Origin of the sequence: Clostridium lundense DSM 17049, assembly GCF_000619945.1 — a bacterium.
Taxonomy (GTDB): domain Bacteria; phylum Bacillota; class Clostridia; order Clostridiales; family Clostridiaceae; genus Clostridium_AO; species Clostridium_AO lundense.
In genome coordinates this window covers 134,377-149,228 of sequence record NZ_JHVC01000006.1, presented here as the reverse complement: position 1 = coordinate 149,228, position 14,852 = coordinate 134,377, and the positions used below count along the sequence as shown (strand labels likewise).

The following is a 14,852-nucleotide window of genomic DNA, read 5'->3' as shown; positions in this document are numbered from 1 at the left end:
CTAAGGGGGTGTTACAATGTGAAAGTATGGGAAATACTACTTAGGATAATGATTTCTATATTAATAGGTGGTATTATAGGGTATGAGAGGGAAAATAAAAATAGACCAGCGGGATTTAGAACCCATATTTTGGTTTGCCTTGGTGCTACAGTAATATCTATGATACAGACATTTGATATGGAATACGTAGCAGCTATGATAAAAGCTAATAATGAATTGGCACCGGCTGTAAAATCTGATATAGGGAGATTAGGAGCTCAGGTTGTAAGTGGTATAGGTTTTTTAGGAGCAGGTACTATTATTCATGAAAAGGGTTCAGTAAAAGGTCTTACTACAGCGGCAAGCATTTGGATAGTAGGTTGTATTGGGTTAGCTGTAGGTAGAGGATATTATTATCTAAGCATTCTTTCAGCTATAAATGTGGTAATAGTACTTGTATCTTTAAAAAAATTAGAAGAAAAATTTAGAGCAAGGCTTAATTCCGTACAATTTCAAATAGATTATAAAGATGAAGCAAAAGTGGCACATAATTTGGATGATTACTTTAAACAGAAAAATATAAAAATAAAAAATATAGAATTTTTAGACGAAGATGAAAAAGATCAATATATAAGTAGTTTATATACTGTAGTAATACCTAGGTGTATGAATAAGGAAATAATAATAGAAGAGTTAACAAGAAAGGAAGAAGTTATTAAAATAGATATAGTTTAATTTGATATATAAATAATTAAAGATTGAGAGGAGGAAAATAAGTATAGAAGTGTATACTCTATATTTATTTTGAGATTATGAATAATATAAATAGAAGAATTTTAATAATAATTATTGTAGTAATGTCAACTATTTTGGGAGGATTATGTATTTATAGGTACAGGAGTGTTCAGACCTATAATAGACTTATTAAAACTGCTAATGAGTACATGGAAAAAGGTAAATATGATGAGTCATTGGAATTGCTTCAAGAAAGTCTTTCATATAAAAATGATGATAAAGTAAAGAATAGTATTGAAGTAGCAAAAAAACTTAAAGAAGCAAGTGTAATATATAATCACGGTGTTAAATTAATGGATGAAAAAAAATATCTAGAGGCTATAAATGAATTTGAAAAAATAACTAAAGAAGATGATAAAATTTACGAAGAGGCTAAGAAAAAGATCGAAGAATGTAGAAAGGTATACGAAGCTTTAGATAAAAAGAATAATAAAGAAGATGAAAATAAATCTAGCAAAACTATAACTCCAGATAGTGCCTGTGATATAGTTAAAAAGTATGTAAAAAGTGATACTAATATAAATTTTAGATATGATCATGATGAGACTAAAAAAGGAGTTCAATACTATGTAATACAAGCATTTGAAGCTCATCCAGATCATATAACTACAATTGGTTGGTATTATGTAGATAAGAATACAGGAAATGCATATGAATTGGATATAGTATCAAACTCATTAGTTCCTTTAAAATAAAATTTTAAGATTATAAATAAAGAGAGTTTTTCTCCATTAATATTAGAAAAAAGTAAAAATTAAGAATAGAAAGTTGGGGGTAAAGGAAGCTTTTCTTATAAGAAAAGCATTTAATTAAATCTTATTTTGTTATGAAATTAAGATTTCTATAACCCTCAACTATTCTTCTTTATACATTATACATTCGATATAAAAGTATTAATTTTTGTAAGTATGCTGCATAAAATAGGAGGCAAATAAATGTTGAAGAATTATATGGAAGAGGTTGTAGAGTTTCTTTTACCGACAGTTTTGGATAAGTATGATAACATATGCAAATGTGAAAGATGTATTCGGGATATAAAAGCTTTATCATTAAATAACTTAAAACCTTTATACGTAGCTACAGAAAAAGGTAATATTTATGCAAAGGTAAAGGAGTTAAATACTCAATTTAGAGCGGATACAATAAAAGTAATAACAGAAGCTATAGAAATAGTATGTAAGAGTCCTAGGCATATTTAATAGGAGGAATATGTGAGTAAATGTATTGATAAGATAAAAAGAATAAAAAATTATCTTATGATAATAACTTTATTATATTTTATTTGGATTTTATTTGGTGGGAATTTAAAGCAAATATATATGATTTGGAATGTTATTTTAGCATGGATTCCTTTAGAAATAGCCATTTTAATTTATAACTTAAGTTATAAGGGAGGCAAAAAGAAAAGTAACAAAATTATTATATTTGCACTAGGTATAATATGGTTAATATTTTATCCGAATTCTCCATATATAACTACAGATTATATTCATCTTTCAACTAATAAATATTATTTTTCAAATCCTAATTATAAACCATATTCAAATGTTCCTAGAGTTATTTATAATAAAGATTTTAGTATTTGGTTTGACTTTATAAATATAGGTATAGGAGTTTGGCTTGGTTATATAGTTGGTTTTTTATCTCTATATTTAAATCAAAATTTGATAAGAAAACATTCTAATAAGTTTTTTTCTTGGATATTTGTTGTAGTAGTTAATATACTTAGTGGTTTTGCAATATATTTAGGAAGGTTTATACGATGGAATAGTTGGGATGTAATAGTTAATCCTAAAAATTTTATTGTAATATTAATAAGTCATATAAATAATCAATCACTATATTATACAATGGTATTTGGGATTTTTAGCTTTACACTATATTTAATAAATTATTTTATTATAGATGTAGGGTAAAAAGTTGATAATTACAGCGAAAATATTCTAAATATGAAAGAGTATTGAAATGTAAAAATTTCAATACTCTTTTATATTATGTTATTTAGAATTTCTAACAAAGTCATAAATAGGATCTACACCATTTTCATAATCCTTAAAGGATTGTTCTATGGTTATCTGTGGAATTAGTCCTCCTTTCAGATTATCTAAAAATCTAAATTCTTTAGTAGAACAAATTAAATTAGCTTTACAATTAAGAAGAGTAAAAGATTTAATATCTCCGTAAGTATTTAAATTCCCCCCTGTTTCCTCACCAATTATGACTGATTGAGGAAAACAACTTTTAAGAGTTAGTATGGCTAAAACACCTGCTGAAAAAGTATTTCTACTAATTAAAATATATACATTTTTATTTACTATTTTATCTTTGGGTAGATAGCCAAGTAAATTTGAAAGTAAAGAAGAATTTCCACCAGTGTTATTTCTTAAATCAACTATAAGTTTATTAAAATCATTATCATATACTGCATTCATAAATTTATTTGAAAATCCAGAAAAGTCAAAGTCATCATAGTTTTTATATCCAGCTTTTTTGGCCCCTTCTTTATCCATACATGTATTGTATTGAAAATATAATATTTTATCTTCAGGAATGTATTTATACCAGTAGTATAAAGATTGATCTTGGGGCTTCTGCTTTGATATAGGTTGTTCATGTCTTAAATCTGATATTGTTAATATGTCCTCATTATCTATTTTTTCTGGAGTAATCATTATGGAGAAAATTTTATTAGAAGAATCTTCAAAGGTAAATTGAACCTTGTCATTATTTATTATATTAAAATATTTTAATATCTGTGGATTTGAAACATAATTACAGTTTATAGCTCTTAACCATTGATTATTTTCATGAGAAATTAAGATGTTTATTTCATTAATTACTTCATTTATATCTATACTATTTATCCTTAGTAATTTACATCCCAGAACTTGATCATATTTTTTATCTATACCTATAACTCTTAAATCATTACCAAACCACCAAAGATTGATAGGATATGATTTTGATGGGTTTTATTTAATTGAAGAACTAAATAATCTATATCTTTTATCCAATTATTTATTTTTATTTTATTGTAGGCAAGGATACTTAAGAAAGTAAAACATAATAAAATAATTGAATATAAATTTTTTAGTACAGATGTGAGCGGATTGTTTACATAAATACAGTAATAAAACTATAATTTTGAAAAAAATAAAATATGTAGAAGGAATTTGTGAGTTTATAGAGAATAAATATATGGACTTAATAAATAAAGTTTATAAAGTATGTTTTACTAGAAAAAGGATGAAAAAAGATGAATAGATATATTGGTCAGCCACAAACTATAAAAAAATTAAATGTTGATTTAATAAAAGATGTTATTAAAAATAATGGACCAATTTCAAAACCTGAAATTGCTAGAATAACAAAATTGAGTTTGGCAACAGTAAATAAGTTAGTTGATGTACTAGCTAATGATAAAGTTGTAAATTGTGCTGGAGTAGGAATTTCAACTGGAGGTAGAAGGGCCCAATTATATGAGATTAATGGAGATATAGGATATGTGCTAGCACTTAATTTCAAAGATAATTATTATATTTGTGCAATTTCAAATGTTTCAGGGGAAATAAAACATAGATGTAAAATGCCCATAAAATTAGATACTAAACAATTAGCCTTAGAAGATACTTTTAAGGCAATAGATTATTTAATAGATATTTGTGAAAAAAAACATGAGATTAAGGCAGTAGGCATTGGTGTTCCTGGTGTAGTAAATGGAGAAGGGTATGTTTCTAATATACCTAATATACCAGAGTGGGAAGGAATTAATTTAAAGGAAATACTAGAGAATAAGTATGATATGCCGATATTTGTTGAAAATGACGTTAAACTAACAACTTTAGGTGTATATTACAATAACCTAAAAGAAGAATGCAATGATATGGTTTATGTATATATTGGAAAAGGTATTGGTTCAGGGATAATAATTAATGGAAAGCTTCATAAAGGTTGGAGTAACTTTGCAGGAGAATTAAGCTATATATATACAGAAGACTATATAAAATATAATGATTCTAAGATGATAACAATGGGAAATTTTGAATCAATTGTGTGTAATGCTATTTGTGCTATAAAGAAAAAAAATAATAATGAAGATTTTTTAAAGTTGAAGGAACTTTTAATAAAAAACATGGCAAATGCATTTATTAATATAATATGTCTTATTAATCCACAAATTATAGCTATTAATGGAGACATGATTGATGAATTATTGATAATAGAAATTAAAAAAGAAATAGGAAAATATATTTATACATGTAATATACCTAAATTTATTATTATAGAAGATTCTGATGAACCAAGTTTAATGGGAGTAATTAATATGTGCTTGTCATGTACAATTTCAAATTTTACATTACTAAATATTAAGGGAGTTTAGGTTATGAAGTATGTAGTTTCAGTAGATGGAGGCGGAACTAAAACTGTTTTAGCTATAAGTGATTTAAGTAAAAAAAGTAGTGAAATGTTTTATATTGGCTGCACTAATTATAAATCCATTGGCGTAGAAGAAACTTATAATAATTTAAGGGATGGATTTAACCAATTGATGTTAACGTTAAACATAAAAGTAGAAGAAATTGAGTACTATACTTTTGGGTTTGCTGGTTGTGATTCTCGTAAGGATTATGAAATACTTGCAGACATTATTCTTAGACTTGGTATTGATATAAAGAAAGTATACTTGTGTAATGATGGAGTATTAGCATATTTTACTGAGGGAAAAGAACCAGGCATAGTTATAATATCAGGGACAGGATCTATAGTCTTAGGCATAGATAGTATGGAGAATATAGTAAGAGCTGGCGGTTGGGGATATAATTTTAGTGATTTAGGTTCTGGATATTGGATTAGTAATGAAGTTGTTAAAAGATTACTTTTATATTGTGATGATTGCTATGATCATTATGAAGTTTTTGATAAAATAAAAAGTTTTTATAATATATCAGATTATAAAGATATGCCACTACATATAACAAGTATAACTAATTATTATGAAATAGCCGAGTTAGCTCCTATTATACTTAAATGTGGAGAGGATGGAGAAAAGCTTTCAAACATAGTTATTAATAAAGCCATTTCTTACTTATCAGGGTTAACTTATTCAATTTATAACAAAATGAATTTCAACGAAGATAACAAAATAACAATTGTACTTTCGGGTGGAGTTTTAAAAAATGAATTTTTTCAAAAAAAATTATGTAGTGAAATTAAAAACAGAATAGAGAAAGAGGATATAACATTCATAGTGCAAAATAAGGAGCCTGTTATAGGTGGAATTAATTTAGCCTTGAGAAGACTTAATGAAAGTAAAATGTAGAAGTTAATTTTTGATAGAGGGGTAAGGACAAAATGGTTAATAAGGAAGTAGTTGTGCAAATATTCACAGGAGGATTTAATGAAAACAATATAAGTTATGAAGAAATTGAAAATAAATTGGAGGCTTTAATAGATAAGATTAATATTACAAAGGTAATAATGGGATGGAGCTTAAATAAGGATATTTATTTAAAGACAAAAGAATTTTTCCATAGTAAAAATATAGAATTATTTTTATGGATACCTGTATTTTCAGAAATAGGAATTTTAAAAGATACAATTCCTGTAGTTGATTGGAGAGGGGAAAAAATAAAGAGCTATGCCCTTAAACAAGGAGAGAATTTTGAATTTTATTGCCCAGCTAATAATAAAAATATCGAAAGTTTTAAAGAAGTATTTGAAGACAATTTTGAAGAAGTGGGATTTGATGGAGTGTTTTTAGATAAAATAAGATATCCATCCTTTTCAAATGGAATAGAAGGAGTATTTAGTTGTTTTTGTGATAATTGCCTAAATGAATATAAAAAAATGGGAATTGATTTAAAAAAACTTAAAGAAGAAATGAATAAATTTATTAATTATGAGAAGTTCTATGATAACATACCTTTTGGAATAACTAAATATGATGAAATTGAATACAGCTTTAAAAATGAAATATGGAAAGACTTTTTTTATGTTAAAAGCGAAATTGTTTTTAAAAGTTTAAAGAATCTCTATGAATACTTTAAAAATAAAAATATGAAAATAGGAATAGATACATATGCACCATTTCTTTCATATTTTGTTGGACAAGATATGACTAAACTTCAATATATAGCGGATTTCATAAAGCCAATGATGTATAGAGTTACTAAAGCACCAGCAGGACTTCCATATGAATTCAATAAACTAATAAGTGAAAGTATTTATAAAGATAATATTGATGACTCAGAGAAGATGCTATTAGATATATTAAATATTCATGAATATGATAGAAATAAATTTAATTTAAACTTTGTTAAAAAAGAATTAGAAGATATGAAGCATAAATTAAATATAGATATCTATCCTGGTATTGAAATAAATAGAATAATTCCTATTGCTAAAGTTTATCCAGATTATATTTGTGAAAATATAGAGATGCTTAAATATGAAAATATAAAAGGTTTTGTGCTATCTTGGGATTTACTATCTGCTCATAAAGACAATATTGAGGAAATTATAAGGCTTTTGGGAAAATAAGAGGTGAAAAGATGGATAATATATTAGTTTTAAAAGGTATACATAAAAGATTTGGTGGAGTAACCGTATTAAATGACATTAATTTTTCCTTGCAGAGAGGGGAAGTAAGAGCGTTATTAGGAGCAAATGGAGCAGGTAAATCTACATTAATAAAAATAATAGGTGGTGTACATAAACCTAATGAAGGAGAATTTTATTTAAATAATAAAATTGTAAACTTTAAATCACCTAATGATGCAAAGGATATGGGAATAAGTATAATACATCAAGAATTAAGTTTAATTTCTACATTAAATGTTATAGATAATATGTTTTTGGGAAGAGAAAAATTAAATAACTTTAAGTTTTTGGATAAAAAATTAATGCTTAAGGAATATAAAAAAATTAGTGAAAGTTTTAATTTTAATATTGATCCTTATATAAAAGTTTCAAAGTTAAGCATTGCTAAACAACAAATGATAGAAATTATGAAGGCTGTTTCTTGTGATTCAGACATAATTATAATGGATGAACCTACAACTTCTCTTACAGATAATGAAAAGATTAATTTATTTAACATTATAGATAAGTTAAAGAAATCTGGAAAGACCATAATATACATATCCCATATATTGGAAGAAATAATAAAGATAAGTGATTCAACTAGCATTATGAGGAATGGTAAAATGATTGGAACATACAAAACATCAGAATTAACTAAGGCTAGAATTGTAGAAATTATGACTGGTAAAGAACAATGTAATTTATCTATAAAAAAAGAAAACAATAATTTATCTTACAAAGAAATACCTATTTTAGAAGTAAAAAAATTAAATAGAGGAAATATATTAAAAGATATTTCACTAAAAGTATATAAAGGTGAAGTAGTTGGTATAGCGGGTTTAGTTGGTTCAAGAAGAACTGAGCTAGTTAATGCTATTTATGGAGTAGATAAAATAGATTCTGGTGAAGTTTATGTTAATGGAAAGAAAACAAAAATTAATTCTCCAAAAGAAGCTATAAAAAATAGAATAGGTCTTATTCCTGAGGATAGAAAAAATTTAGGGTTAATATTAAATCATGCTATATACAAAAATTCTACTTTAGTTCAGCTAGATACTATGAAACAAGGGGCTTTTTTAAGTAAAAAAAAGGAATATTCATTTGCTGAAAATGCAGTGAATGAATTGGGAATAAAAATAGTTAAGGTTGGAGATGATGTAAAAAAGTTAAGTGGAGGTAATCAACAAAAGGTAGTAGTTTCTAGGTGGTTAAATAAAGATATGGATTTATTGATATATGATGAACCAACAAAAGGTATAGATATAGGGGCTAAAGAAGATATATTTAAAACTGTTGAAGATTTTTCAAAGAAAGGTATAGGTATTATATTTATATCCTCTGATTTGGAAGAAGTAATAAGAGTATCAGATAGAATTCTTGTAATGAGAAATGGAGAAATAGTAGAAGAGTTAAAAAACAAAAATATAGGAGTAAAAGATATTATGAATTCTATTCTTAATGTATAGTTTAATAACGAAGAAGGTGGATTTTATGGGAGAACTAATGAAAGAAGTTAAGAATAATAACAAATTTAGGAAGATTAATTTAAAAGATTATGGAGTAATTATAGGATTTATTGTTCTTTGTACTATAATAAGTATTTCTACTCCAGCTTTTCTTACTCAAAAGAATATATTAAATCTTTTGAGACAGTCATCAATAATAGGTATAATTTCAGCAGGAATGACCTTTGTTATAATATCTGGAAATTTTGATATTTCTGTTGGCGCAGTTGCAGCTCTTTCAGGAGCTATATCTATGAAATTCTTGTCTATGAGTTATCCTTTACCTATTGCACTAATTTGCTCTATTATTGCAGGAGCAATTATAGGTGCAATAAATGGATTTTTTGTAGCTAAAATTAACATTCCATCATTAATAGCTACCATGGGTATGGTAACAATAGTAAGGGGAATTATTTTATTTCTTACAGGAGGATATCCTATTTCTCAAAATATACCTGCATTTAGTGCTATAGGAAATGGTTATTTTATGAAGTTGCCAATCCCTATAATAATATTTTTCATAATTGTCATTATTTCATACATAGCTTTGACTAAAACAAAGTTTGGAAGGCACGTTTATTCTGTAGGTGGAAATCCAGAGGCAAGTAGATTGAATGGTGTAAATGTAGACTTATGTAAAATTAAAGTTTTTATAATTAATGGAGTACTAGCAGCTTTAGCAGGTATTGTGTTGGCTGCAAGATTGAATACTGCAACTCCAGTAGCTGGTGAAGGCTATGATATGGATGCTATAGCATCTGTTGTTATTGGTGGTACAAGCGTAACTGGAGGAGAAGGCAGTGTTCTTAAGACTGTTATAGGTGTATTGTTTATGAGTGTAATAAATAATAGTTTTAATTTATTAGGAGTAAATATTTATTTTCAATATATTTTTAAAGGGCTAATTATACTATCAGCAGTGGGCTTTGATGCATATAGTAGAAAGAAACTTTCATCAAATTAAATGTAATTCTTAGATTTATTTATAAGTTATTTAAATTAACTTATATTATATAATTACATATATAAAGGAGAGGTTAAAATGAAAAAAATAACAAAGTTATTAAGTATAATGATTACTTTCGTTATGCTTATAAGCTTAGTGGGATGTGGTGAAAAATCTGCTAGCACAACAAAAGATGGGGAAAAGAAAAAGTATAAGATAGCTGTATTACTTCCTGGTCCAACAGGATATTTTGTAGCTACTAAAGAGGGTATTGAAAAAGCAGCTAAGGAAAATGGAGTGGAAATTGAATATGCTGATGCTCAGTGGGATGCTAGCAAGCAAATGTCGCAAGTAGAAGATTTTATAGCTAAAAAAGTTGATTTAATTGCATTGTGTAGTGTTGATGCTATAGCAGCAGAGAAAGCTGTTAAAGCGTCAAATGATGCAAAAGTTCCAATACTTGCATTTACTAATGCTATTGGTACAGATCCAACTGGAAAGTATGAAGGACTAGTTTCTTATGTAGGACAAAATGAAGTTAACACAGGGGCTTTATGTGGTAAGACAGCAATGAAAATGTTAGGAGAAAAGGGTGGAAATATAGTTCTTATAGAAGGAAGACCTGGTACTAATCCACAAAGAAATAGAAGAGCAGGATTCTTAAATGAAATCAAGAAAAATTCTAATATGAAAGTTGTCTATACTCAAACATCAAATTGGGAAAAAGAGCAAGCATTAAAAATAACAGAAGATTTAATACAGAAAAAAACAAAATTTGATTTAATATTCTGTCAAGATGATAATTCAGCTACAGGAGCTGGACAAGCTTTAAAAGAAGCGGGATTAAAAGATAAAGTAAAAGTTATAGGTCTAGGTGGAAGTAAAGATGGATTACAAGCTATAAAGGATAAAACAATAGATGCAACAACTTATATGTCAGCAGTTGAAGAAGGTGCTAAAGCTATAGAAACATCTGTTAAGTTTTTAAAAGGTGAAAAAGTAGAGCCTTTAACAGAAATAGTTCAGGTGGAAGTAAATACTTCAAATGTAGATTCATTTAAGGGTGAATGGTAATTAGTGCAAAAATATTAAGTATAAATAAGGGCTACAGTATATAAATTACTGTAGCTTTTATTTATATTCAATATAAATAAATGGTGGAGAAAAATCATTGAAAAAATGGTAAAATATTCATGAGGTAAAAAGAAATATTAAGATGATTAATAAAAAAGATAATAGATTAGGGGGAATTGGTTATGAAAATACTAATGTTAAGTTGGGAGTATCCACCGAAAACTGAGGGAGAGCTTTCCAATCATGTATATAACTTGTCACATAAATTAAGCAAGCTAGGTCATGAGATTCATATAATTACTTGTGAGGAAGGAACAGAACCAATAGAAGAAGAAGATAATGGAGTTTTTATTCATAGAGTTAGCACTTATAAAATAGATACGAAAGATTTTACTAATTGGGTTATGCAACTAAACTTTGCTATGATAGAAGAGGGGATTAGAATTATAAGAAATCTTGGAAAGTTTGATATAATACATGCTCATGATTGGTTAGTAGCATTTAGTGCAAAGACATTAAAATGGTCATTTAACATTCCTATGATATGCACTATTCATTCTACTGAACATGGTAAAAATAATGGTATAAGAACAGATATGCAAAGATATATATCTTCTACAGAATGGTTGCTTACTTATGAAGCTTCTAGGGTAATAGTTTGTAGTAATTATATGAAAAGTGAAGTACAGACTCTTTTTAAAATTCCATCAGATAAAATTTGTGTTATACCTAATGGTGTGAATGCTGAGGATTTTAAACTGAACTTTGATAAAAAGGAATTCAGGAAAAAATATGCAAAAGAAGATGAAAAAATTATTTGTTTTATTGGAAAACATGTTTTTGGAAAAGGTGTATATCTTTTAGTAGAAACTGCTCCAGAAATAATTCATAAGTTCAATAATATTAAATTTGTTATAGCTGGTGTTGGCCCTATACGAGATGAACTACAAGAAAGAGTTATTCAAATGGGATTAAGTGAAAAAGTACTATTTCCTGGATATTTGACTAAGGATGAAAGAAATAAACTGTATAATGTATCTAATATAACTGTAATCCCATCTCTTTATGAACCATTTGGTATAGTAGCTCTAGAAGCTATGGCTGGAGGCTGTCCTGTAGTGGCCTCTGATACTGGAGGACTATCAGAGATAGTTCAACATGAGGAAAATGGATTCAAATTTATAAATGGATCTAGAGAAAGTCTAGTTTATAATATATGTGAAGCATTAGAAAATCATGATTTATGTAATAAGATTAGGAAGAAGTCTATGGAAGATGTGAAGAAAAAGTATTCATGGAATGATGTTGGAAAAATTACAGAGAAAGCATATTTTTCGATTATAGATTAGGAGAAAAGATTTATATAAAGTTTTAAAAGAAAATAAAATATCGTAGGATCAGAAGTGAATTAGTCTGTTGGTAAGCTTTTATCAACAGACTAATTCATATATAATATATTGGGTAAGATACCAAATATATTTGATATAAAGTAATTATTACATTAAAAGGTGGACTATATTTATGAGAAGAAATAAGATATATTTAATTTTTTTAGGTACTATGGTATTTTGTTCTGTAATTTTATTATGGCGTATTAATAATAATGAAATATGCAATACCAAAAAAAGCGAATTAAAGCCTAAAATAGTGTTATTGGCCCATGTATACCAAAACCCTTACTGGTGGTATGTTAAAAAAGGGGCAGAGGATGCAGCTAAAGAAAGGGGAGCGGTTATAGAATATAATGGACCACAGGCTGCTAGTATAAAGACAGGAATAAAACTCATAGATGTAGCGATAGCTTCAAAGGTAAGTGGAATAATAACTTATGTACAAGATGAGGATGAATATACTCCTTATATAAATAAAGCTGTTGCTAAAGGTATACCTGTGGTTACTGTGGACTCTGATGCAAAGAAAAGTAAGAGACTAGGTTACATTGGAACAGATAATATTAAAGCTGGGGAAAAAGCGGCAGAAGAGCTTATAAGTAGGGTGGGGGTTTCAGGAAGAGTTGCTATAATTATGGGAGGAAAAGAAGTTAAAAATCAAATAGAAAGAGTAAAAGGATTTACGGATTATTTAAAAAAATATTCTAATATCAAAATCACAACTATTGAATCTTCTGGATCATATGCCTTAGAAGCAGAGTTAGGGACTAAAAAGATATTAAAATCTAATGAGAAAATTGACGCTTTATTTTGTACTAGTGCTCTAGATGGAGTAGGGGCTGCTAAAGCTGTTAATGATTTGAATATGGCAGGAAAAATAAACATAATATGCTTTGATGATTTACCAGAAACTATAGAAAATATAAAAAAAGGAATCGTATGTGCTGCAATAGTTCAAAAACCTTATGAAATGGGATATAGAAGTGTAAATATGATAATGGATAACCTTCAAGGGAAAAATATACAAGGAGATTATTTAACAAATGTGCTGGTTTTAAGTGGAAAAAATATACATTATTATACTAGATATGAGGGTGAGCAGAATAGTGAACAAAAATAGTTTGAAATTTAAGCTATTACTACTAATATTAATAATAGTAATATGTATGGTTTTTATTAATTTTTATACTATATTACAGGGAAGAACAGTAGAAAAGAAGTATAGCAACATGATAAACAAAATGATTGTAATAGATAGTGTAGGAAAAAACATAACAAATTCCACTTTTTATTTTGATAAGTATTTTTCTAGTAAAACTCGAAGTGATTATGAGGAATATTTAAAATTTTACGATGAAGCTAGAAAGCAAATAAATAGTTTAGAAGAAGACTTAAACACAGACAGTCTATATATACTAAGAGATTTAGAAAATCTTTTAGATAGCTATAGGGAATCGGGAATAGATGCGTTACAAAAATTTGGACGATACGAAAAGACAGATAAGTTTTATAATGATTTTGTGGAGACAAAACAAATATCAGAATACTGTAATGAATATATTTATAAATTACACAATAGTTATCTAAATTATAATAGAAATGTGTATAAGGTATTAGATGAGAGAAATAAGCTTAATAACTTAATAACTACTATTTTGTTTTTTATAATAACATGTAATTGTATAATGATAGCTTTTATTTTTTCAAAAGATATTACTGATCCTATAGAAGAGTTAGTTACAAATGCCAATAAAGTTTCTAAGGGTAATTTTGATATAGTTAAGATAAATAAATCAGGTATATATGAAATAGATATTCTTGGAGAAGGATTTGAAACAATGGTAAAGGATATTAATAAGTTGATAAATACTATACAAGAAAATGCTATATTAGAGAAGAAATTAAAAGATCAACAGATGATAAATCTTCAAGTTGAAAATATGCTAAAAGAAACTCAACTTAAAGTTCTTCAATCTCAAATAAATCCACATTTTTTATTTAATACGTTAAATTGTGTTACCCAAACAGCGATAATAGAAGAGGCATGTGAAACAGAAAAGCTTATAAATTCTATATCTCAACTTCTAAGATATAGTTTAAGTATGATGGATAATCAAGCTTATTTAAAAGATGAAATAAATATAATCAAACAATATGTGTATATACAAGAAACTAGATTTGGTGATAGAGTAAAATTTAATATAAATGTAGGCAAAGATTTAGAGAATATAAAAATTCCAGGAATGTCATTACAACCATTAATTGAGAATGCTTTTATACATGGTATAGAGCCTAAGGAAGATGGGGGAGTTATAGATATAGATGTATATAAAGAGAAAAATTTTTGCATAATCAAAATTGAAGATAATGGACAAGGAATGGATATTGAAACTTTAAATGCAATTCTTAAGAAGGATGACAAAGAAAAACATATTGGGCATACTACTGGAATAGGCATAAAAAATGTAATTAATAGGCTTAAGCTTTTTTATAATGATGAGGATGTATTTCATATTGAAAGTGAAGAAGATAAAGGGACAACCATTTATATAAAAATAAGAAGGGGGGAAGTGAATTAAT

Annotated in this window: 14 protein-coding genes; 13 read left to right on the top strand and 1 reads right to left on the bottom strand. The window is 27.1% G+C overall.

All coding sequences use genetic code 11. The features are described 5' to 3' along the window. The first annotated feature begins 18 nt into the window (after positions 1 to 18). The 4 genes from T514_RS0108130 (at position 19) to T514_RS0108115 (ending at position 2,690) form a co-directional block, all read left to right on the top strand. A complete protein-coding gene (locus T514_RS0108130; RefSeq protein ID WP_027624331.1) occupies positions 19 to 714 on the top strand; it encodes an MgtC/SapB family protein in 696 nt (231 codons plus the stop codon). Between the two features lie 77 nt (positions 715 to 791). Beyond that, positions 792 to 1,469: a YfgM family protein gene (locus tag T514_RS0108125; RefSeq protein WP_027624330.1), complete on the top strand. Its 678-nt coding sequence runs from the start codon at positions 792 to 794 to the stop codon at positions 1,467 to 1,469. Positions 1,470 to 1,709: 240 nt separating this feature from the next. After that, the gene (locus tag T514_RS0108120; RefSeq protein WP_027624329.1) at positions 1,710 to 1,973 is read left to right on the top strand and encodes a late competence development ComFB family protein; all 264 of its coding nucleotides are present in this window, start codon (positions 1,710 to 1,712) and stop codon (positions 1,971 to 1,973) included. A gap of 12 nt (positions 1,974 to 1,985) precedes the next feature. Beyond that, the gene (locus T514_RS0108115; RefSeq protein ID WP_027624328.1) at positions 1,986 to 2,690 is read left to right on the top strand and encodes a DUF1361 domain-containing protein; all 705 of its coding nucleotides are present in this window, start codon (positions 1,986 to 1,988) and stop codon (positions 2,688 to 2,690) included. An 81-nt stretch (positions 2,691 to 2,771) separates the two neighbouring features. On the opposite strand, the gene T514_RS0108110 is transcribed toward T514_RS0108115, so the two are convergent. Continuing rightward, positions 2,772 to 3,446: a S41 family peptidase gene (locus T514_RS0108110; protein WP_027624327.1), complete on the bottom strand. Its 675-nt coding sequence runs from the start codon at positions 3,444 to 3,446 to the stop codon at positions 2,772 to 2,774. Positions 3,447 to 4,030: 584 nt separating this feature from the next. Between T514_RS0108110 and T514_RS0108100 the strand changes: the two genes are divergently transcribed. The 9 genes from T514_RS0108100 to T514_RS0108060 all read left to right on the top strand — a co-directional run bounded on the left by T514_RS0108100 (position 4,031) and on the right by T514_RS0108060 (position 14,851). Beyond that, positions 4,031 to 5,155 carry an ROK family protein gene (locus T514_RS0108100; protein WP_027624326.1) on the top strand — a complete coding sequence of 375 codons (1,125 nt, stop codon included), beginning with the start codon at positions 4,031 to 4,033 and terminating at the stop codon, positions 5,153 to 5,155. A 3-nt stretch (positions 5,156 to 5,158) separates the two neighbouring features. Beyond that, entirely contained in the window at positions 5,159 to 6,094 is a 936-nt protein-coding gene (locus T514_RS0108095; RefSeq protein ID WP_027624325.1) for a BadF/BadG/BcrA/BcrD ATPase family protein, read from the top strand. Between the two features lie 32 nt (positions 6,095 to 6,126). Next, positions 6,127 to 7,314 carry a hypothetical protein gene (locus T514_RS0108090; RefSeq protein ID WP_027624324.1) on the top strand — a complete coding sequence of 396 codons (1,188 nt, stop codon included), beginning with the start codon at positions 6,127 to 6,129 and terminating at the stop codon, positions 7,312 to 7,314. An 11-nt stretch (positions 7,315 to 7,325) separates the two neighbouring features. After that, positions 7,326 to 8,822, top strand: coding sequence for a sugar ABC transporter ATP-binding protein (locus T514_RS0108085; RefSeq protein WP_027624323.1), 1,497 nt, complete (start codon positions 7,326 to 7,328; stop codon positions 8,820 to 8,822). A gap of 25 nt (positions 8,823 to 8,847) precedes the next feature. Beyond that, the gene (locus T514_RS0108080) at positions 8,848 to 9,825 is read left to right on the top strand and encodes an ABC transporter permease (RefSeq protein ID WP_242850571.1); all 978 of its coding nucleotides are present in this window, start codon (positions 8,848 to 8,850) and stop codon (positions 9,823 to 9,825) included. A 78-nt stretch (positions 9,826 to 9,903) separates the two neighbouring features. Next, positions 9,904 to 10,881, top strand: coding sequence for a sugar ABC transporter substrate-binding protein (locus T514_RS0108075; protein ID WP_027624321.1), 978 nt, complete (start codon positions 9,904 to 9,906; stop codon positions 10,879 to 10,881). Positions 10,882 to 11,063: 182 nt separating this feature from the next. Next, the gene (locus tag T514_RS0108070) at positions 11,064 to 12,230 is read left to right on the top strand and encodes a glycosyltransferase family 4 protein (protein ID WP_027624320.1); all 1,167 of its coding nucleotides are present in this window, start codon (positions 11,064 to 11,066) and stop codon (positions 12,228 to 12,230) included. A 172-nt stretch (positions 12,231 to 12,402) separates the two neighbouring features. Next, a complete protein-coding gene (locus T514_RS0108065) occupies positions 12,403 to 13,392 on the top strand; it encodes a sugar-binding protein (RefSeq protein WP_034868551.1) in 990 nt (329 codons plus the stop codon). A 1-nt stretch (position 13,393) separates the two neighbouring features. Then, the gene (locus T514_RS0108060) at positions 13,394 to 14,851 is read left to right on the top strand and encodes a sensor histidine kinase (protein WP_207640924.1); all 1,458 of its coding nucleotides are present in this window, start codon (positions 13,394 to 13,396) and stop codon (positions 14,849 to 14,851) included. Position 14,852: the final 1 nt, after the last annotated feature.